Consider the following 21,183-nt stretch of genomic DNA (forward strand, 5'->3'; position numbering starts at 1 on the left):
AGCATGAAAAGCTTAGAGGCATATAAAAAAGAGTTAGTTAATATATGCAGAATGTTATATGATAAGAACTTAGTAAGTGCTGCAGATGGAAACATAAGCGTAAAAATAGGTGAGAACAGAATTCTTACTACTCCTACTAAAGTAAACAAGGGTTATTTAACTGAAGATATGCTGGTAGTAGTGGACAATGAAGGCAAGGTTGTAGAAGGAACACATAAATGCTCCTCTGAGATAAAGCTTCATTTAAACATATATGCAGAGAGGGAAGATATTAATGCTGTAATTCATACACATCCTCCTTTTGCAACAGCTTTTGCTTTAGCACATGAACCAATAAAAGAAAGTTATCTTGTGGAAACTTTGGTAATACTAAAAAATATAACCTCTGCTCCTTATGGAACTCCATCTACAGATGAAGTTCCAGAATCCATTGCAAATGTAGTTAAAAATTCTGAGGCAATACTTATGGAGAACCATGGAGTAGTAACTTATGGAAAAGATTTATTTGATGCATTCAACAAGATGGAAGCTTTAGAGAATGTAGCAAAGACAATAATATTTTCAAAGCTTTTAGGAGGACCAAAGGAGATACCTCAGGAGAGAATAGATTATTTAAAGCAGGTACTGAAAGAGAAGGGCAGGTAAATAGTATGACAAACACTGAAACCTTAAATATACCGAGAAATGAATATCCAAGACCTCAGTTTGAAAGAGAGCTTTGGATGAATTTAAATGGTCAATGGGATTTTGACTTTGATGACAATAATGTCGGAGAAGCAGAAAAGTGGTATGCTGCTAAAAGCTTAGAAAAGAAAATAACTGTTCCGTTCTGCTATCAAAGCTCCTTATCAGGTATAGGCGACAAATCAATGCACGATGTGGTTTGGTACAAGAGAAGTTTCACAGTTCCAGAAAGCTTTAAAGGAAAAAGAGTTAAGTTAAACTTTGGAGCAGTAGACTATATAGCAAAGGTTTGGGTAAATGGAAACCTAGTGGGCAGTCATAAGGGAGGGCACATAGCTTTTTCCTTTGATATAACAGATTCTTTAGTAGAAGGCGAGAATTTAGTAGCAATAAGAGTTGAAGATGACAGCTTTGACTGTTCTCAGCCAAGAGGAAAACAAACTTGGAAGGAAGGAAACTTTGGCTGCTGGTACACAAGAACTACTGGTATATGGCAGACAGTATGGCTTGAGGCTGTAGATAAGATTCATATCGAAAGAGTTAAAATGACTCCTGATATAGATAACAGATGCCTTCATATAGAAGTATTCACACCAGAAGTTTACAAGGATACTATTCTCGAAACAGAAATACATTATGAAGGAAAATATATAAATACATCTTATGTAAAACTTGTGGAAAAGAGAACAAGCTATTCAATAGACGTATGCGGAAAAGCTATAGACTTCAAGGTTAGCTATTGGTGGCCAGGAGACCCTCATCTTTACGACATTAAGTTCAAGTTAAAGAAGCTTGATGGGGTTAAAGATGAAGTTAACAGTTACTTTGGTATGAGAAAGATAAGTGTTCGAGATGGAAAAATAATGCTTAACAACAAGGAATACTACCAAAGGCTCATACTTGATCAAGGTTACTTTGGGGATGGTCTTTTAACTGCTGAAAGCGAGCAGATGTTTATAGATGATATTAAGAAAATTAAATCTATGGGCTTCAACGGTCTAAGAAAGCATCAAAAGATAGAGGATCCAAGATTCTTATACTGGTGTGATAAGCTGGGCATGCTAGTATGGGCTGAAATGCCCAGTACCTATGAGTTTGATGACAGAGCAGTTGAAAATATAATGTATGAATGGACAGAAGCTGTAAAACAGCAGTATAATCACCCATCAATAATTATTTGGACTTTAATGAATGAGTCCTGGGGAATTAATGAAGTATATGCAAATAAAAAGCAGCAGAGTTTAGCCAATGCACTTTATTACATGGTTAAATCAATGGATCAGTCAAGACTTTTAGTAAGCAATGATGGCTGGGAGCACACTATAACAGATATTTTAACTATACATGATTATGTTGAAAAAGGAGACGATGTAAGAGAAGACTACAAGGACAAAGAAAAAATAGTTAATGGGGCACCTTCAAAAGGAAATACTAAGAGGACTTTTGCAGAAGGCTATAGCTATGAAGGTCAGCCTGTTATAATCAGTGAATATGGTGGAATAGCTTTTGCTAAAGACAGTGGCTGGGGCTATGGTAACAAGGTTGAAACTGAAGAGAAGTTCTTGGTCAGATTTGAAAGCATAACAAAGGCTTTCATGGAATTGGATTATGCCTGTGGATACTGCTATACACAGCTTACAGATGTAGAGCAGGAAGTTAACGGTTTGATGGATTGGAATCACAACCTTAAGTTTGATCCGAAGAAAATTCATGACATCGTTAGAAACATAAAGAAAGCTTAATTAGACTGATGATTCATAAATAAAAAATGACTGCTGACAGAAAAATCTATCAGCAGTCATTTTTCTTAGATTTGCTTACCTCTGCAGTATACGCTTTGAACTTCCAGATTATCATTTAAAACAACTAAGTCTGCTTTCTTGCCTGTTTCAATAGAACCAACTCTGTCAAAAATATGAGCAGCTCTTGCAGGATTTTCTGAACCCATCCTAACAGCTTCCTCTAGAGAAGCACCTGTGAATTTCATTATATTTTTTACAGCATTAAGCATAGTTAAGGTACTGCTTGCTAAGGTTCCATTTTCCTGTCTAGCAATACCATCTTTAACAATTACCTTAAAGCCTCCGAAGTCATAGGTACCATCTCCAAGGCCAGCTGCCTTCATGGCATCTGTTACAAGCACCAGCTTTTCACTGCCCTTAAGCTTGTAGGTTATATTAACAATATCAGGATGAACATGGACACCGTCACTAATAAGTTCTACATAGCTATCAGAATTTAAGGCAGTTCCAGCAACTCCAGGCTCTCTATGGTCTATACCTCTCATTGCATTATAAAGATGGGTGAAAATATTTGCTCCCCAACCTAATGCAGCTTTAACAGTTTCAGTCTTTGCATTTGTGTGCCCAATAGAAACAGTAGCTCCAGACTTACAGGCATATTTTATAAACTCTTCAGCACCTTGTATTTCTGGTGCTATTGTAAAATGAAGTTCAAGGGTATCGCCAAATCCACTTTTAAGTTCGTCAAATTCGCTATTTAGCGGAGCTCTCATGTAATTTACATCATGGCAGCCTTTCTTCTCTGAATTTATGTAAGGTCCTTCAATATGAACTCCTTCAATTGAAGCTTGAGCAAGATGCTTATTATTTGCTGCTTCTTTAATGTTTGAAAGAGCAACAAACAAGTTCTTTTTACTTGAAGTTATGGTTGTTGCAAGATAAGAAGTAGTTCCACACTTTGCAAGATAAGAAGATATCTTGTTAAATTCTTCAGGTGAGGCATCCATTACATCATAACCAACTGCTCCGTGAAAGTGTATGTCAATAAGTCCGGGGATTACTTTTTTACCATTTAAATCTACAACAATATCTTCAGAAGATATATTAAAATCTCCTATATTAACTATGGTATCTTTATCTACAGCAATATTGCCTGTAACAAAATTTCTATCCTTCGATAAATAACTGCAATTTTTAAGTATTAGCATAGCTGCCTCCTTGTAAAATAATATTTTTATGAATGTGAGAGCCTTCTAGGAAGAGCGTTATCCTGAAGAATATAAGCATCTAGCATTTGACACTTCAAAGAAGCTTTTAATTCTTGATAATCAGGCTCACTCCATAAATTATTAAGCTCCATGGGGTCTTCCTTTAAATCAAACAGTTCTCCATAGGGCTTGCCGGCATATATTGTCAACTTGTATCTGTCTGTTATAAAGGTTCTTATTCTAAGCCCTAAATAGTCTTCATCATTTTCTACTATAGCATAGTCATTAACTTTTTCAACCTTTCCTTCAAGCTGAAGCTTAAGGGATTTTCCAGGCCAAGGCTCAACCATATTTGGAGCCTCAGGCTCGTAAGGTGTCTTGCCCTCTGGTATAGGAACATTACATAAATCTAAAATAGTTGGTGTAAAATCTATCTGACTTGCAATGCCATTAGTTCTTAAGCCAGATGCAAAGCGTCCAGGGCAGCTCCAAATATATGGAATTCTCAATAAACCTTCAAATTGAAAAGGACCTTTTCTTATCATATGATGGTCACCCATCATGTCGCCATGGTCGCTTAAAAACACTACAACAGTGTCTTCAAGCATGTTAAGCTCTCTAAGCTTACTCATTACTCTACCAACTTCATTGTCCACAAAGCTTATCATTGCATAGTTTAATGCTATCATTTCTCTAAGAATACTATCAGTAACCTTTGATTTTCCATATAGTCCGCTTACTACTGGGCCTCCTTCTTCATAAATCCTTCTGTAGAAAGGAGGAAGCTTATCTAATTCTTCTTCATATCTAGCTTTTGGAAGAGGAATATCTACAGGATCATACATGCTGTACCAAGGGTCAGGCACTCCAAAGGGATGATGAGGGTCAGGGAAGGAGCACCATAAGAAAAATGGTTTATCTTCCTCCTTGGAATCTTCCAGAAATTCTATAGTCTTATTCGATATATAACGATTGTAGTGAAGTTCCTCTGGTATTGCCATCTTATAGCATTCTGATAAGCCAGTTCTGTTTTCTAAAGCATTTTCACTGTATAGCAGTTCCCTAGCTCCAGGATGCTCTTTTTCCAGCCAAGTAATATAATCTCCAAATGCCCAGCTGGTGTGGCCATCTACCAAATCTACAGTTTCAAAACCATAATAAGGAGTTTGAATTCTGTCTGTTATGCCTGTATTCCAAAAGTGATTTGCTTCTGGAAAATCTTGAGGGTCAATTTCCATATTTTTAAAGCCTTTAGGCCTATTGTAATTGTTAAGGTGAAGTTTTCCAATGGAGTGAGTTCTATAGCCAGCCTGTCTTAAGGCTTCAGGCATAGTTGGTATGTCCTTTGAAAGAGGGATGCCATTGCTTCTTACTCCATGACCTCTTGGAGTTCTTCCAGTAAATAAGGAGGCTCTGGCAGGCATACAGAGTGGGTTTGCTACATGGGCTCTGTCAAAAACTACTCCATTTTCAGCTAAGGCATCTATGTTAGGTGTCTTAACTATTGTGTTTCCCATGCAGCCTAAGTGGTCAGCTCTCTGCTGGTCGGTTATAAAACATAAAACATTTAGTCTTTTATTCATAAAGATCAGTCCTTTCAGCAATTTTAGTTTAAGACCACATTTTCACAGCCAAGCATTTTAAGTGTTTCAAGCCAGCTTTTTTTTATTGCATCATCAACGGTTTTGAGCTCTTCAAGTGGAGCTTTTTTTCCTATTTGACAATACTTATCGTTACCTATATTGTGATATGGCATAATATCTATTTTTAATAGCTTTGGATATCTTTGATACATATTTGCTAGTTCCCTCATATGCTCAATATCATCATTTATGCCTTGAATTAAAGGACATCTTAGTATTATGGAAGCGCCTTTACTATATAAGTAATTAAGGTTTTTTAAAATTAAAGCATTAGATACACCCGTAAGTTCCTTATGTTTATTATCATCTGTTGCTTTATAATCAAAAAGAAATATATCAACGTAATGCAAAATCTCTTCATAATACTCTGTAGGTGCATAGCCGCAGGTATCCAAACAAGTATGAATGCCTTTTTCTTTAGCTGCCATAAGTAAAGCTTTCGTAAACGTAAACTGAGACATAGGTTCTCCGCCAGAAATAGTTAGTCCACCACCTGAAGCTTTATAGTATTGAAAATCCTTTTTTATTTCCACCATTAAGCTATCAGCATCGGCATTCTTTCCAAAGATTTTTAAAGCATTATACAAGCAACTGTCTACACACTTGCCGCAGGTTTTGCAAATGTCGTGATTCATTTTGTGAACTCCGTTATTAACGTAATGCGCTCCATAAGGGCAAGCTTCTACGCAGCTTAAGCAGTTTGTACACTTGGAAAAGTTAAAGGAAAGCTGCTCTGCAAAGCTTTGTGATTCCGGGTTATGGCACCACTGACAATTTAGAGGACAGCCCTTTAAAAATACTGTTGTCCTTATGCCTGGTCCGTCATTAAGCGCAAAACGCTGTACATCAAATATCAAACCAGAAGTTGTCATAAATTTACACCTCATTAGTATATTGTCCTGCTTATAATTTCTTGCTGAACGTTTTTTGAAAGATTTGTAAATCTAGCACTGAAGCCGCCAACTCTTACGAATATATGCCCGTATTTTTCAGGCTCCTTCATAGCATTATCAAGGTCGTTTTTGTTAATCACAGTAATCATAGCTTGGGTTCCGCCATTCCTAAAGTAAACTTCTAAAAGCGACTTTAAAGCAGCTCTATTTTTATTAAATAGCTCCTTGCTGAATTTCATGTTTTGAACTGCTCCGGCATGAATATTCGGACTAAGCTTAACAAGTGAGTTTAATAGGGCGGTTATGCCATTTTTATCGTTTCCGCCAGAAGGATTGTTAGCATTTGCAAAGGCATCTCTTGATTTTCTGCCGTCTGGAGAAGCACCTGTTAGATTCCCAATAATAGTGTTGGCTGAATTGTTTATTAAAACTGCCAAGTAAGAGTCCAAGGAAGTATTATGTTTTTGCTTTCTAACTGCACTGCAGATGTGGTTATGAACTTTCACAGCCATTGTATCTGCTTCCTCATTATCATTTCCGTATTTAGGAGCCTTGAGCATGAGCTGTCTTTCTTTTTCATAGCCTGCAAAATTTGAAGCTAATGCTTTAAGCAATGTGTTGGGTGAAATAAATTTTTTATCATATACAAGCTCCTTTATAGCAGTCAAGCTATCTGAAGTATTAATATTCCCATAGGTTTCTAAAGTGCCGCCTAAGTGCCTTATGCCTCCAGAGAAGATAGCTTTCCCTCTATCTATGCAATCGTCGTAGAGCATGCTTAGATAAAGACAGGAGGTATTTTCACCCATAACTTCATATTCTATAGCCTCTTGAGCGGCAAGCATGTTTACGTAATATTCTACCTGTTTTTTATAAGCTTCAAAAAATTCTTCAAAGCTGTTAAAATTCTTAAACTCTCCAAGCTTTAAGCCGTATTCAACTCCACTTTCAGGATCAATACCATTAAAAAGGGTTGCTTCCAAGGCTTTTACCATGTTTATAACTCCATTTGGAGTTCCAAAGCTTTTATGATTGATAACATATTCACCGCAGCCAAAAGGCACATAGCCTGTTGCCTCTTCGAGGCTAATGTCAAAAGCTTTGCTTATTGCAGAAATATTTATATCATCATTATAAAGCATAGGGTAAGTTCTGCCTTGGCCTATGCAGTCCAAGGCTTTTTCGTATAGTTTCTCATTCATACCTTTATATATTCTAAGAGAAAGCTGGGGCTCGGTTTCTAAGACCGTTCTGGTTGCTTCTATTGCAATAAAGGCAAAACGGTCTGCATTTTCTTCATTTCTTCTGCCCAAGCCTCCAATTACTACACGGCCGTGGAAGATATTTTTTCTGGCAGCTATTAATCTCCATAGTCCTTGAGTTAGAGATAAAGCTGAGTTTTCATCAAGTATACTGTTTTCAAGGTCTCTAATATAAAAGTCGCCAAGATATTCATCCATGCGTCCGTACTCTATTGCTCCGGATATAAGAGCATATAGCCAGGAAAGCTGCATAGCTTCTCTCATGGTTTTTGGTTTATGATTTGCAATATTTCTTAAAGCTAAAGCTATGGCCAAAAGCTCGGAGCATCTTTCCGCAGAAGCTTCCTGCCTTTCTTGATTTAATGCCATGTCGGCATAATAATAGCACATATCTTTTAAAGTTTTCAGGGCCAAAAGCATTCCATCAAAAAGCGTTATATCTTCATTGTTTGATAGAGCTTTTTCCTTTCTGCTTTCAATCAAATTAGTCATTCCAGGAATGCCAAGAGTTAGAAGTTTATCAAAATCTAAATAACCTCCTGTCATTCTATATAGAGGCACAGCTATGGCAGGATCTTTTTCATGGTTTTCGTAAGGTAGTGCTTTTTGAAGTCCTTTAGGGTAAGCTGCTTTAACTCTTTCCCTTGTAGTTTTCTCTTCCTTCCAAAAGTCGATAATTTCCCTTAAATCATCTTTAACTGACTTAGGCAGACATTCATTATAAAGCTCTCTTTCAAGAAGCTCATAATTGCAGTAGTAGCCTAAACCACCTTCGTCAATTCCAAAGCCAACAGCAGGGTAAGCTATTCTGCCAGCAAACAAATCGCCAGGCTCAATGGGTTTTAATATGGAAGGATATATTGCTTTAAGGCACATTGCTTCTTTTATTGCAATAGGTTCATTTTTATATTTTTTATAGGTATCAGTAAACAATTTTTCCAAAGCATAATTGTTTATTTTTGACATTAACAATCCCCCTAAGTTAATCAATCAATATAAATTTGTAAATTACCGAACTTTATACAATGAATCACTGTACTTATATTTTATTATAGTAAAGGCTTTATATCTTGTATTGAATTAATATTTGTTTGTGCTATATTGATATTGTACTAAAGTAAATATAAATAAACTTTGATATGGAAAAGAAGGGAGCAGCTATGCCGCCGTTAAATATGCTTATAAAACCTGCATCCAGCAGTTGTAATTTAAGATGCAAGTACTGTTTTTACAGTTCAATTGCAGATAATAGAAATATAAAGTCCTACGGAATAATGAGTATTGAAACTCTTGAGACTATTGCAGAAAAAGCCTTTGCTTATGCAGAGGGGTTTGTAAGTTTCGCCTTTCAAGGAGGGGAACCCACTTTGGCAGGGCTGGAATTTTTTGAAAAGCTTGTGGAGCTTCAAAAGAAATACAATACTAAAAACATTCAAGTTTTTAATTCGCTTCAAACAAATGGAGTTAAAATAGATGAAAAGTGGGCAAGCTTTTTAGCAAAAAATAATTTCCTTGTGGGAATATCCTTAGATGGGCCCAAAGACATACATGACAGCAACAGAATTGATGTAAATTCAAATGGAAGCTACAAAAATGTTATGAATGCTATTAAGCTTTTTGATAAATACCAGGTGCAGTACAACATACTCTGCGTCATAAATTCCAGAGTAGCAAGACATGTAAATAAAGTATACGACTTTTTTAAGAAAAACAATTTTAATTATCTTCAATTTATACCTTGTTTAGATGGAATTGATGAGAAGTTAGGTAGCAATCCTTATTCCTTAAAGCCTGAGGCCTATGAAGCTTTTTTAAAGACTATTTTTGACCTGTGGTATAGGGACGTAGTTCAGGGACAAGGTATAAGTATAAGGTACTTTGATAATCTTATCTCCATGTTCTTAGGAAATCCACCAGAGGCTTGTGGAATGAGTGGGAGCTGTACTTGTCAGTTCGTTATAGAGTCGGATGGAGGAGTATACCCCTGCGATTTTTATGCGGAGGATAATTGGTATTTAGGCAGCATTAAAGAGATGGGCTTTAAGGACATTAAAGAAGGGGAAAAGGTTAAAAGCTTTATTGAAAAGTCTCGTGTAGTTGACCCAAAGTGCAAGCAGTGTAAATGGCTTGGATTATGCAGAGGGGGCTGCAGGAGAAACAGAGAACCTGTTATTGAGGGGAAATTAAGCTTAAATTATTTTTGTACTTCTTACTATGAATTCTTTAATTATGCAGTACCAAGGCTCCAGCAGATAGCCAGAAGTTTATCCCATAAATAAATATATAGATATACCTAACAAATTTCCATATTTAAATGATATAGAGCTATTTATAAAAGTATTCAGTGCTATAAAATTAAATTGGAACAATTATAGTTATTTTATAGTATACATATCGGGAAAGTAACAGTTGATAGCTGCTGCAGACCGAATAGGAATACAGGAGGCGTGAGGATTAATAATCCTTACGTGCTGATAAGGAATACAGGAGGGTATATTCATGAATAAGTTTTCTAGAGACTTTGTATTTGGAACAGGAACTTCGGCTTATCAAATTGAAGGAGCAGCATTTGAGGATGGCAAGACAGCTTCCATATGGGATACTTATTGCAGCATATCTGGTAATGTGTTTAGAGATCAATCAGGTGATATAGCCTGCGAGCATTATTACAGATATAAGGAAGATGTTCAGCTATTAAAGAATTTAGGAGTTGATTCCTATAGGTTTTCAGTTTCATGGCCTCGCATATTTCCTGAAAGAGGCGAGGTTAATAAAAAAGGAATTAAATTCTATGTTGATTTGGTTGATGAACTTATAAGAAACAACATAAAGCCTATGGTTACTTTGTATCATTGGGATCTTCCTCAATGGGCTTATGATTTAGGCGGCTGGTTGAATAGAGATATAGCAGTATGGTTTGAAGAATACGCAAGAGTCATGTTTGAAGCTTTAGGTGAAAAGGTTACCTTATGGGCTACTCATAATGAACCCTTTTGCGTAAGTATACTAGGGTATTTAAAAGGGCTACACGCTCCAGGACATAAAGATCTTAAGGAGGCTTTAACCGCATCACATAATATATTCCTTTCACATGGTGCTGCTGTGAAGGCCTTTAGAAGCTTTAACTTTAAGGACAGCAAAATAGGGATAACTCTAAATCTTTCTCCGGGCTACCCATTAGAGCAAACCTCCGAAAATATAGAACTTGCTAAAAGAGCAGATGGTTTTGTGGATAGGTGGTTTATGGATCCATTGTTTAAAGGTAGCTATCCTGTAGATATGGTTAAGATTTATGAAAGCAAAATAGGAAAGCTGGATTTTATAAAAACTGGTGACCTTGAAATAATAACTGAGCCAATGGACTTTTTAGGAGTTAATTTCTATGCACGAAATATGGTTAAGCCGTCACAGGAAGGCTTGCTTGGATATGTGGGGGTTGGTGAAAAAATGCCCCAGACTCAGGAAGAGTGGGATACATATCCTGAAATACTATTTAAGCTTTTAATGAACATTAAGAATGAGTATACAAGCCTGCCAATATATATCACCGAAAATGGATTGGCTCTTGAAGGCTATAAGGATGATGCTGGTGATGATGAAAAGTTTGGTACAATAATTACTTCAGCAAATGACATTGACTTTGTTGCGGAAGATGGAAGAGTTCATGACGAGGCTCGTATTTTGTATGTGTATAATTGCTTGAAGCAATGCTTGAAGTTTATTGAAAGTGGAGGAGAGCTTAGAGGCTACTATCTATGGTCCTTGATGGATAATTTCGAATGGGCTTTAGGCTATTCAAAGCGTTTTGGAATAACTTATGTAAACTTTGAAACTCAGGAAAGAATAATTAAAGACAGCGGATATTGGTATAAAAAAGTCATAGAAAGTAGAACATTACAGCCAAAGCTATAAAGGGGAGGAATGGAAGATGTCAGTTAAAAATAAAGTGCAGCTTATAACTTATCCTGACTCTCTTGGCGGAGATTTAAAAGAGCTTAATAAGGTGCTTTTGAAGCACTTTTCAGATATTTTTGAAGGTGGAGTTCACATTCTTCCTCCTTTCCCATCCTCAGGGGATAGAGGTTTTGCACCGCTAACATATTTAGAGATAGAGCCTCAGTTTGGAACTTGGGAGGATATTAAAGCAATAGGAGAAAATTTCGATGTTTTGGTAGACTTAATGGTTAATCATATATCTCAAAAGTCTAAATACTTTCAGGATTTCCTTAAAAAAGGACGTAAATCAGAGTACGCGGATTTATTTATAACTCTTGATAAAATCTGGCCTGAGGGTAAGCCGGTTAAGGAAGATGTGGACAAGATATTTCTTAGAAGACCGCTTCCATATTCAACCTTTACCATAAATGAAACTGATGAAAAGGAAAAGGTATGGACTACCTTTGGAAGAACGGAGCCATCTGAACAGATTGATCTTGATATAAAATCAGAGAAAGTTAAAAAGCTTGTTGATGATTTCTTCTCAAATTTTGCTAAAAACAATATTAAAATAGTAAGATTGGATGCAGTAGGCTATGTTATTAAAAAGCTTGGAACAAGCTGCTTCTTTGTAGAGCCGGAAATATATGATTTTCTTGAATGGATAATGAAGCTTGCAAAGGCTTCAGGAATTGAGCTTCTGCCAGAGGTTCACTCGCATTATTCTATTCAAAACAAGCTTGCTCGGCATGGCTTTTGGGTATATGATTTTATTTTGCCTTATAGTATTCTTGATGCTTTGATAAATAAATCAAGTACAAAGCTTATGGATTATTTAAAGGTTCGCCCAAGCAAACAGTTTACAATGCTTGACTGTCATGATGGTGTTCCAGTTAAGCCTGATATGGACGATTTGATAGATACAAAGGAAGCTAGAAAAGTAGTTGATTTATGTGTTGAGAGAGGCTCAACCTTAAGTCTTATATTATCTGACGAGCATAAGGCTCCAGACGGCTTTGATGTTCATCAGATAAGAGGAACCTACTATTCAATGCTTGGCTGCGACGATGATGCTTATATAGCAGCAAGAGCTATTCAATTCTTTGCGCCTGGAGTTCCGCAGGTTTATTATGTAGGACTTTTGGCAGGAGAGAATGATTATGAAGCTGCAGAGAGAACAGGGGAAGGTCGTGAAATTAATCGTCACAACTATACTGTAGATGAGATTGAAAAGTCTGTGCAAAAGAAAGTAGTACAAAGACTGCTAAAGCTTATAAGGTTTAGAAATGACTATGCTGCTTTTAATGGAGAGTTTAAAGTTCTTGATTCTACAAAGGATGAGATTAAGCTTTCCTGGCAGAAGGATGATAAGCGATGCAGTTTATTCATAGATTTAAACACTAATAAGACTGTTATAGAATATGTAAATGAAGAAGGCAGCTTAGTTAAATACCTAGTTTAAGAGTCTGCTGTATTTAAATGAGTCTCAGCGTAAAATTACCGCTGAAATATATAAAACCTGCTTAATGAGCTGACCGCTGTGCAACAAATTCTAAGCTCAGAAAGGCTGTAAACCAAGTGTTTTCGTAAAACTTGCTTCGCTTCGGACAAACGAACAACACTAAGGTTTACTGCCTTTCTTTCGCTAAGAATTTCTAACTGCTCGCTAAATGCTCTTACAGCAGGTTTTGCATATTTCAGCTGCTTTTGTGATAATCTACTTTGCTGCAGACTCTTTTATATTTTTAATATATTATTTGTCTCATTTTATGGTGGGAATAGGTTTTAAAAGCTATGAGATTGTAGTATGTATAAGGTGTAGTGAATATCATTTATTGTGTTAGGAGGCGATGATATGAATGGGTTTCGTCTACCAAAGAGCTTGTTGCTGGTATTTATATTGCTATCAATATTTTTTTATGCTAGCTGCACTGATGCTAAAGGGTCAGCGTTGATAAGAGGTTGGATAAATGATAAAAATGGGGATTTAAAGCTGAGCTTTGAGATTCCAAAAAATTTTACTCTCTTAGGTACGGATAAAACAATTGGCAGTGCTGTGTACGCTTTTGATAAAGATAATAGAACAGACAACATTTATTTTTATCTTGTGAATTTTGATAAGATGAGCGAGGAACTTAAGAAGAACAGCGTGGAATTGATGGCGTTTCAGAAGGATATAAAAGTGAGTCAGTGGGCAGAGAGCATGACTGGAACAAATAGTATGCTCCAAAAGGTAAGTGTACCTGGACTTCCTGAGCATTTGGTTTTACTTAAGGTGAAAAATTCTTCAGATCAATATTATTTATACAAGATAGAAAATAATATTCCGCTAGCTGCGAAGCTTGAATTGCTTGGAAAATACAACAAAGAACAACACTGCAAGCATTTAATAAATGATTTAATTAAAATAGCTACAAGCCTTAAGGTGTCCATAGATTAAAACAAATATTTGCATTCAAAATAGTAGAGCTATATAATTCTCCTGAAAACTTAGAAGAATTATATAGCTCTAAACGTGTTAAATTAAAATTTTTATTTTAGAAAAAGTTAACTTGTTAAAAATATAAGAACATAAAAAGTTAACAAGTTAACTTTTTAAGCTGCGAGGACTTTAAGCCGAATGAGTTTAGTAGAGGGTTCTGCTTAAAATTTCTTGCTGAACTTGCTTTGAAAGCTCAACAAACCTTGCACTGAAACCGCCAACTCTAACGAAAATGTGATTATACTTTTCAGGCTCTTGCATTGCATTTTCAAGGTCGCCTTTGCTTAATACAGTAATCATGGATTGTGCTCCGCCTTTGTTAAAATAAACCTCTAGCAGCGCTTTTAAAGCAGGCCTGTTTTTATTAAACAAATCCTTGCTGAATTTCATATTCTGCACAGCTCCTGCGTGAAGCTCCGGGTTAAGCTTTACTAAAGAATTCAATAGAGCTGTAATACCGTTTTTATCGCTGCCTCCAGAAGGATTATTAGCGTTAGCAAAGGGAGCTGCTGCTTTTCTTCCATCGGGTGAAGCACCAGTCAAGCGTCCTAGTATTGTGTTTGCATCGTTGTTTATTATAACTACTAAATAGTTGTGAATGTTGGTTCTGTGTTTTTGATTTCTAACAGAATTGCACACAAACTCATGGAGATGGACAGCCGTGCTGTCAGCCTGCTCATTGTCATTGCCATACTTAGGAATGTTAAGCATTAAGTTTCTTTCTTTTTCATAGCCTTCAAAGTTTGACTTAAGAATTTCAAGCATTTCGTCTTGGCTTATAAGCTTCTTGGCATAAACAAGCTCTTTAATTGCTGCTAGGCTGTCTGCTGTATTAGTATTTCCGTAAGTCTCCAAGGTTCCGCCTAGATATCTTATGCCGCCTGAAAAAATCCCTTTTCCTCTTTCAAGGCAGTCATCGTAAAGCATGCTTAAATATAAGCAGGATGCCATTTCACCTATCATTTTGTATTCCAATTCTTCCTGGTCTGCTAAATGCTCAACGTAGTATTCAACTTGCATTTTATAGGCAGCTAAAAGCTCTTGAAAGGTTTTAAAGCTGTTGAATTCGCCTAGCTTTAAGCCTTGCTCTGCTCCAGTAGTGGGATCCACTCCGTTATTTATAGTAACCTCAAGTGCTTTTACTAGATTTATAATTCCGCTTGGAGTACCAAAGCTTTTGTGATTAATAACATATTCTCCACAGCCGTAAGGTACATAATCTACAGCTTCCTCAAGGCTAATGTCAAATGCCTTGCTTACGGCAGGGATATTAACATCATCATTATATAGAATAGGGAAAGTTCTGCCTTCGCCTAAGCAGTCTAGAGCTTTTTCATATACTTCCTTCTTCATTCCTTTATAAAACCTTAAAGAAAGCTGAGGCTCTATTTCTAAAACAGTTCTTGTAGCCTCAATTGCAAGCAGTGCAAATTTATCCGCATTTTTTTCATTTGGCCTGCCAAGCCCGCCTACAATTACACGTCCATTCATTACAGTTTTTCTTGCAGCTATAAGCCTCCATATAGATTGTACAAAAGAAAGTGCTTTTTCTTCGGTAAGTATGCCCTTTTCAAGGTCCTTAGCTAAAAAGTCTCCTAGATAAACGTCCATTCTTCCATAATTTATTACACCTGATAATAAAGAATAAAGCCAGAAGAGCTGTATAGCTTCTCTTAATGAACTTGGCTTTTTAATCGCAATATTATCTAAGACAGAGCGCATTTCTTTTAACTCTATAATTCTATTTTCTTCTGTTTCTTCCTTTAAAGAATCAGAAATTATATTTGAGTAGTATTTGCAGGAATCTATTAAAACTTCAAGTACAATTAACATCCCATCAAATAGATTTATATCTTCGCCCTCTAACAGAGCTTTTTCTTTGCGTATTTTAACAGATTCTATCATTCCTGGAATACCTAAACTAAGAAGCTTTTCATAGTCTAAGTTTCCACCAGCCGTTCTGTAGAGAGGAACAGCTACAGCATGATCGTTTACATAGTCCTCATAAGGTAGAGCTTTTTTCATTTCTTCGGGAAAGGCTGCCATAACTTTTTCCCTTGAAGTTTTTTCTTTATTCCAAAAATCTAAAATGTCCTGAATATCCTGTTTTATGGAAGATGGGATATTTTCGTCCTTAAGCTTTTCTCTTAAAAGCTGCTTATTGCAGTAATAGCCAAAGCCGCCTGGTTCCGGGCTGAAACCAACTGCGCCGTAGACTAGTCTTCCAGCAAATAGGTCTTTCTGCTGTATTGGCTTCAATATAGCAGGATACATTGCTTTTAGACACATAGCCTCCCTGATAGCTATGTGTCTATTTTTATATTTCTTATAGGTTTTAGTAAATGCTTTTTCAATTGCAAAATCATTAAATTCTGACATAAAAATCCCCCTGGATTTATAAAATATTGATTTAGCTAAATAAAATTACATTATGAGTTTACTATAATATATAGATTTTATCTTGTTTTTATCTGCTGTTAAATTGTACTATATTGATGTAGAATATATTTTCTGAAGATAAGATTTAATCGAGGAGAAGAGAGAAATATGAAGATGGATAAGCTATTAGCAAAGGATATTTTTGGAGAAGCAATGGAATGTCATTACGCTTTTATTAACAGTATAAAGAAAACCTCAGGTATTCATTATCACGATTTCTATGAATTATTTGTAATAATAAAAGGTTCTACAAAGCATATAGTCAATGAACAAAGTAGTATTTTAGGAGAAGGTACTTTGATGTTTATAAGACCAAGAGATATACATTATTATGAGGAAATGAGCGGAATAGATTGTCAGCTTGTAAATTTAGCCTTTTCTAAAAATACTTTTGAAGCTATATGCAATTTTTTAGGCACAGGTTTTTCAGTTGACAACCTGCTAGCTTCAAATATGCCATCTCAAGTATTACTGCCCATGGTAGAAACAAGTCATTTAAAAGACAAAATAGAAAGTATTTACTTCTCAAAGACTATGACCAGCCATATTAAAAATGCTTTAATTCGAGTTCTACTTGTTGATATATTTGCTAAGTATTTCATTGAAGTTAAAACAGAAAAAAATAATATTCCAAGCTGGATATTAGATATTAAAAGTCAGATGGAGCTTAAGAACAATTTTGTTAAGGGTATAAGCATAATGAAGAGTATCTCGGGAAAAAGCCCTGAGCATATTAACAGAATGTTTGTTAAGTATTTTAATGTAACACCAACAGCGTTTATAAATGAACTTAGGGTAAACTATGCGGGAAATCTTCTAATATACACAGATGAGGAAATATTGGACATTGCTTTAGAAGCAGGTTTTCAAAATCTAAGCCATTTTTATCATGTGTTCAAAAAAATAAATAGAGTATCTCCTGGTGAGTATAGAAAAACTTATAAAAAGACCATAATTCCATAAACAGGATGTATAGCGATTATAACTAACATTATTCCATATTTAAATAATATAGTTCTATTTATAAAAGTCAGCATTGATATAAAATAGGGGTTGAACGATTACAATGGATTAACTGTAAATACTTTTAAAATCTTAATTGGAGGAATTTCGATGTTAGATAAGGGCATATCTAAAGTAGACAGGCCTAACGTTATATGGATACTTAGTGACCAGCATAGAGCACAGGCTTTAAGCTGTAATGGTGATTCTAATGTTAATACACCTAATATAGATTGTCTTGCTGGACAGGGAGTTAATTTTACTGAGGCGGTATCAGGTTTTCCACTTTGTTGCCCATATAGAGGCTCCATGCTTACAAGTTTGTATCCTCATAAATGTGTACCTGGACATGAAATGCAGCTTCCTCAGATGCAAAAGACAGTAGCACATATTTTTAATGAGCAGGGCTATGATACTGCTTACATAGGAAAGTGGCATTTGGATGGTTTTCATGGTGGAGACTATGCAAGAGAAGCCATGCACATAGTGCCTCCAGATAGAAGAGGCGGTTTTAGACACTGGATAGGCTATGAAAACAATAATAATCAATATGATACCTGGGTGCATGGAGGAGAAGGAGAAAATGCCTCTCATTACAGGCTGCCGGGATATGAAACAGACGAATTAACCAATTTATTTATAGATTACATAAAAGAAAGAGGGCAGGACAAGGATAAGCCGTTTTTTGCGGTATTATCCGTGCAGCCACCGCATGACCCTTATGTAGCGCCGCCAGAATACATGCAGCATCACAATCCTGCAAGAGTTGAATTAAGACCTAATGTACCTCAGGTTAAATGGGTTAGAGAAGATGCAAGAAGAGACCTGGCAGGCTACTGTGCAATGATTGAAAATCTTGATTTTAATATGGGAAGAATTATGCAAACCTTAAAGGAGCAGGGACTATTCTTTAATACCCATATCATGTTCTTCAGCGACCATGGAGATATGCTTGGTTCTCATGGCCAGTTTAGAAAGACTACTCCTCACGAAGAGGCTATAAGAGTTCCTCTTATTATAGGAGGGGAGCAGATTGGGTACTACAATGGAAGAAGAACTGGAAGATATAATGTTCCGGTAAATCATGTGGATATAGCCCCCACAACTCTAGGTCTATGCGGAATAAAGAAGCCTAATTGGATGGAGGGAACAGACTATTCTCACTACAGACTAAGCTTTAGAGAAAAAGACAATGAGCCTGATTCGGCTTATCTTCAGTGCGTAGTGCCAACAGGACACCTTGACAGCGTTGACAGAGCTTGGAGAGGCATAGTGACAAAGGATGGCTGGAAATATGTTTGCTTTGAAGGCATACAGTGGCTAATGTACAACTTAAATGAAGATCCTTACGAGCAGATGAATCTAGCCTATAATCCAAGGTATGGAAAAGAGAGAAAGAGGCTAAATGACAGGCTTAGACAGTGGATAATAGAAACGGGAGACAGCTTTGAATTACCTGAATTTTAATGGAAGGTGGTAACGGTATGGAAGTTTTATTAAACAATTTAGAGTGGAAGGTAGCAGGCTTTTGGCCTTATACGCCTATGCTTGGAAACAGCGTGGAAACAGGGGTTAAACTTCAGGGAACAACTCCTTGGATTACGGCTGAGGTTCCAGGAAGTGTATACAAGGACTTGCAGAATACAGGCCTTATAGAAGATCCTTATTATGAACTTAACAGCTTAAAGTGCGAGTGGGTGTCTAACCGCTGGTGGATATACAAGACTAGTTTTAAAGTTGAAAATTACGACCAAGGCAATATATATAAGCTTGTGTTTAAGGGAGTGGACTATAAGGCACATTTTTACCTTAACGGAACTAAGCTTGGCGAGCATGAAGGAATGTATGAGCATGTGGTATTTGATGTATCAAGCATAGTTAAGCCTGAAGAAAACGAACTTACAGTAATGCTTGAAAAGGCTCCGGATGAAATGAGCCAGATAGGCTATACTTCACAAACCTATACTCAAAAGAGCAGATTTAACTACAAGTGGGACTTTAGCACAAGATTAGTTAACCTTGGACTTTGGGATGATGTGCTTTTAAAGGTTATTAATACGGATGAAATCGGAGATACTCACCTAAAGACTACAGTTGAAGATAACAAGGGGATTGTTGATTTAAGCTTTAAGGTTAATGCTTATAAAGAAAACACTTGCAGTGTTAAAATAAAGCTTAGCTTTGAAGGTAAGTGCCTTGAAGAAGTTGAAAAGAACGTGACTTTAAGTGAAGGCGAAATACTGCTTAGACAAAGATTTATTGTAGAAAATCCTAGGCTTTGGAACCCAAACGGTTATGGAGACCAGCCTCTTTACAAGGTTAAAATTTCCGTATACCAGGGTGAAAACTTATTGGATGTTAAAACCATGCATACAGGTATACGTTCCGTAAGCTACAGCCAAAATGAAAACTCAAGAGAAGATTCTCTTCCTTATACAGTGATTGTTAACGGAACAAAAATATATATCAAAGGTGTAAATTTTGTTCCAATGGATCACATGTATGGCTGCGTTAAAAAAGAGGATTATGACAAGGCTTTAAGAGCTATGAAGGAAGCAAACATAAACCTAGTGCGTGTATGGGGTGGAGGCCTTATAGAAAAAGAGGCCTTTTATGATCTTTGCGACCAGTATGGAATTATGGTATGGCAGGAGTTTATACAATCAAGCTCTGGACTTGACAACATACCTTCAAAAAGACCAGAATTTTTAAAGCTTTTGAGAGAAACAGCTCTTCAAGCTGTAAAGCTAAAGAGAAATCACGTATGCTTAACCTTCTGGAGTGGTGGAAACGAACTTACAGATGCTAAGGGAGTTCCGGCAACCTATGAAGACCAGAACATTGCTATGCTTAAGGGTATAGTTGATGCTCTTGATGGACAAAGATTATTCCTTCCTACTTCAGCGTCAGGACCGCTAGAGTTTTTAAATCCAGATAAACCAGGCTACAATCATGATGTTCACGGACCTTGGAAGTTTGGTCACGTAATTAAGCATTATGATTTATTTAACCGTTCAGACAGTTTAATACACAGCGAGTTTGGAGCAGATGGTTTGGTTAATATTGAAACTATGAGAAAGTTCCTTAAGGAAGAAAATATAAAGATAACTACTATGGAAGAAAACTTAAGCTGGAGGCACCATGGAGAGTGGTGGGACACTTTAGTAAGAGACAAGAAGGCTTTTGTAGAAATAGAAAACATAGAAGATTTTATAAACACAAGCCAATACATGCAGGCAGAGGGCTTAAGATATGCTCTTGAAGCAAACAGAAGAAGAAAGTTCCAAAATAGTGGAAGCATCATATGGCAATTTAATGAACCTTGGCCAAACGTATCCTGTACTTCTTTAGTAGACTACTATGGAGGCAAAAAGCTTGTATATGATTATGTAAAGCTTGCCTTTAAGCCAGTACTTGTGTCTCTAAAGTATGACGGGTTAAAATTTAAACCAGGCAGCGAGTTTAAGGCAGGAGTGTATTTGCATAATGACTTAAAAGCCTTTGATGGAACTGTAAACTACAGAATTTTGGATAGAAACTCAAAGGTGTTATTAGATAAGAGTATAGAAGTTGAAATTGGGGATAACTCCTGCAAGCTTGTGGAGGAATTTAGTTATAATCTACCAAAAGAAGTTGACTTGTTCTTCGTAGAGCTTGAACTTAATGCAGAAGGAAAAACATATAAAAACTTCTACGTTTTCTCTGCTGCGGATGGTTATGTCTATAAAAACATCAATGATTTCTGGGATAAGATTAAAAGCTTTAAAGAAAGTATTTAGTTAAGTTAATGGGATTTTGAACAATAGCTTAGAAGTACAGCATGTTCATTGAAGTCTAGGAAAATTTCAACGAACATGCTGTTGCTTTCTATTGTTTAACATCCCATTGTCTA

The 21,183-nt window shown here is 36.3% G+C and carries 14 protein-coding genes; 9 read left to right on the forward strand and 5 right to left on the reverse strand.

Going from position 1 to position 21,183, the window contains the following annotated elements; all coding sequences use genetic code 11:
* Positions 1 to 3 precede the first annotated feature (3 nt).
* Both NBE98_RS14905 and NBE98_RS14910 read left to right on the forward strand, forming a co-directional pair.
* The gene (locus tag NBE98_RS14905; protein ID WP_250815803.1) at positions 4 to 645 is read left to right on the forward strand and encodes a class II aldolase/adducin family protein; all 642 of its coding nucleotides are present in this window, start codon (positions 4 to 6) and stop codon (positions 643 to 645) included.
* A gap of 5 nt (positions 646 to 650) precedes the next feature.
* A complete protein-coding gene (locus NBE98_RS14910) occupies positions 651 to 2,426 on the forward strand; it encodes a glycoside hydrolase family 2 protein (protein WP_250815804.1) in 1,776 nt (591 codons plus the stop codon).
* A 65-nt stretch (positions 2,427 to 2,491) separates the two neighbouring features.
* Here the strand turns inward: NBE98_RS14910 and nagA are convergent, their stop codons facing one another.
* From nagA to NBE98_RS14930, 4 genes are read right to left on the reverse strand one after another with little or no spacing between them, the layout of a single operon-like run.
* Positions 2,492 to 3,634, reverse strand: coding sequence for an N-acetylglucosamine-6-phosphate deacetylase (nagA, locus tag NBE98_RS14915; protein WP_250815806.1), 1,143 nt, complete (start codon positions 3,632 to 3,634; stop codon positions 2,492 to 2,494).
* A gap of 26 nt (positions 3,635 to 3,660) precedes the next feature.
* Positions 3,661 to 5,217: a sulfatase family protein gene (locus NBE98_RS14920; protein ID WP_250815808.1), complete on the reverse strand. Its 1,557-nt coding sequence runs from the start codon at positions 5,215 to 5,217 to the stop codon at positions 3,661 to 3,663.
* A 23-nt stretch (positions 5,218 to 5,240) separates the two neighbouring features.
* A complete protein-coding gene (locus NBE98_RS14925) occupies positions 5,241 to 6,164 on the reverse strand; it encodes a glycyl-radical enzyme activating protein (protein WP_250815809.1) in 924 nt (307 codons plus the stop codon).
* Positions 6,164 to 8,398 carry a pyruvate formate lyase family protein gene (locus NBE98_RS14930; protein WP_250815810.1) on the reverse strand — a complete coding sequence of 745 codons (2,235 nt, stop codon included), beginning with the start codon at positions 8,396 to 8,398 and terminating at the stop codon, positions 6,164 to 6,166. The genes NBE98_RS14925 and NBE98_RS14930 overlap by 1 nt, the downstream gene beginning before the upstream one ends.
* 194 nt (positions 8,399 to 8,592) lie before the next feature.
* Here NBE98_RS14930 and NBE98_RS14935 point away from each other — a divergent pair, with 194 nt between their 5' ends.
* The 4 genes from NBE98_RS14935 (at position 8,593) to NBE98_RS14950 (ending at position 13,808) form a co-directional block, all read left to right on the forward strand.
* Positions 8,593 to 9,711: an anaerobic sulfatase maturase gene (locus NBE98_RS14935; protein WP_250815811.1), complete on the forward strand. Its 1,119-nt coding sequence runs from the start codon at positions 8,593 to 8,595 to the stop codon at positions 9,709 to 9,711.
* A gap of 220 nt (positions 9,712 to 9,931) precedes the next feature.
* A complete protein-coding gene (locus NBE98_RS14940; RefSeq protein ID WP_250815813.1) occupies positions 9,932 to 11,344 on the forward strand; it encodes a family 1 glycosylhydrolase in 1,413 nt (470 codons plus the stop codon).
* 16 nt (positions 11,345 to 11,360) lie between these two features.
* The gene (gene gtfA / locus NBE98_RS14945; RefSeq protein WP_250815814.1) at positions 11,361 to 12,830 is read left to right on the forward strand and encodes a sucrose phosphorylase; all 1,470 of its coding nucleotides are present in this window, start codon (positions 11,361 to 11,363) and stop codon (positions 12,828 to 12,830) included.
* Between the two features lie 393 nt (positions 12,831 to 13,223).
* A complete protein-coding gene (locus NBE98_RS14950) occupies positions 13,224 to 13,808 on the forward strand; it encodes a hypothetical protein (RefSeq protein ID WP_250815815.1) in 585 nt (194 codons plus the stop codon).
* A gap of 186 nt (positions 13,809 to 13,994) precedes the next feature.
* On the opposite strand, the gene NBE98_RS14955 is transcribed toward NBE98_RS14950, so the two are convergent.
* Positions 13,995 to 16,229, reverse strand: a complete 2,235-nt coding sequence (locus NBE98_RS14955) for a pyruvate formate lyase family protein (RefSeq protein ID WP_250815816.1) — start codon at positions 16,227 to 16,229, stop codon at positions 13,995 to 13,997.
* 168 nt (positions 16,230 to 16,397) lie between these two features.
* Between NBE98_RS14955 and NBE98_RS14960 the strand changes: the two genes are divergently transcribed.
* The 3 genes from NBE98_RS14960 to NBE98_RS14970 all read left to right on the forward strand — a co-directional run bounded on the left by NBE98_RS14960 (position 16,398) and on the right by NBE98_RS14970 (position 21,070).
* Positions 16,398 to 17,252, forward strand: coding sequence for a helix-turn-helix domain-containing protein (locus NBE98_RS14960; RefSeq protein WP_250815817.1), 855 nt, complete (start codon positions 16,398 to 16,400; stop codon positions 17,250 to 17,252).
* A gap of 150 nt (positions 17,253 to 17,402) precedes the next feature.
* Positions 17,403 to 18,758 (forward strand): sulfatase family protein, encoded by a 1,356-nt coding sequence (locus NBE98_RS14965; RefSeq protein WP_250815818.1) that lies wholly within the window; start codon positions 17,403 to 17,405, stop codon positions 18,756 to 18,758.
* 17 nt (positions 18,759 to 18,775) lie between these two features.
* Positions 18,776 to 21,070 carry a glycoside hydrolase family 2 protein gene (locus NBE98_RS14970; RefSeq protein WP_250815820.1) on the forward strand — a complete coding sequence of 765 codons (2,295 nt, stop codon included), beginning with the start codon at positions 18,776 to 18,778 and terminating at the stop codon, positions 21,068 to 21,070.
* Positions 21,071 to 21,183 lie beyond the last annotated feature (113 nt).

Source organism: Clostridium swellfunianum, from assembly GCF_023656515.1.
GTDB classification, from domain to species: domain Bacteria; phylum Bacillota; class Clostridia; order Clostridiales; family Clostridiaceae; genus Clostridium_AT; species Clostridium_AT swellfunianum.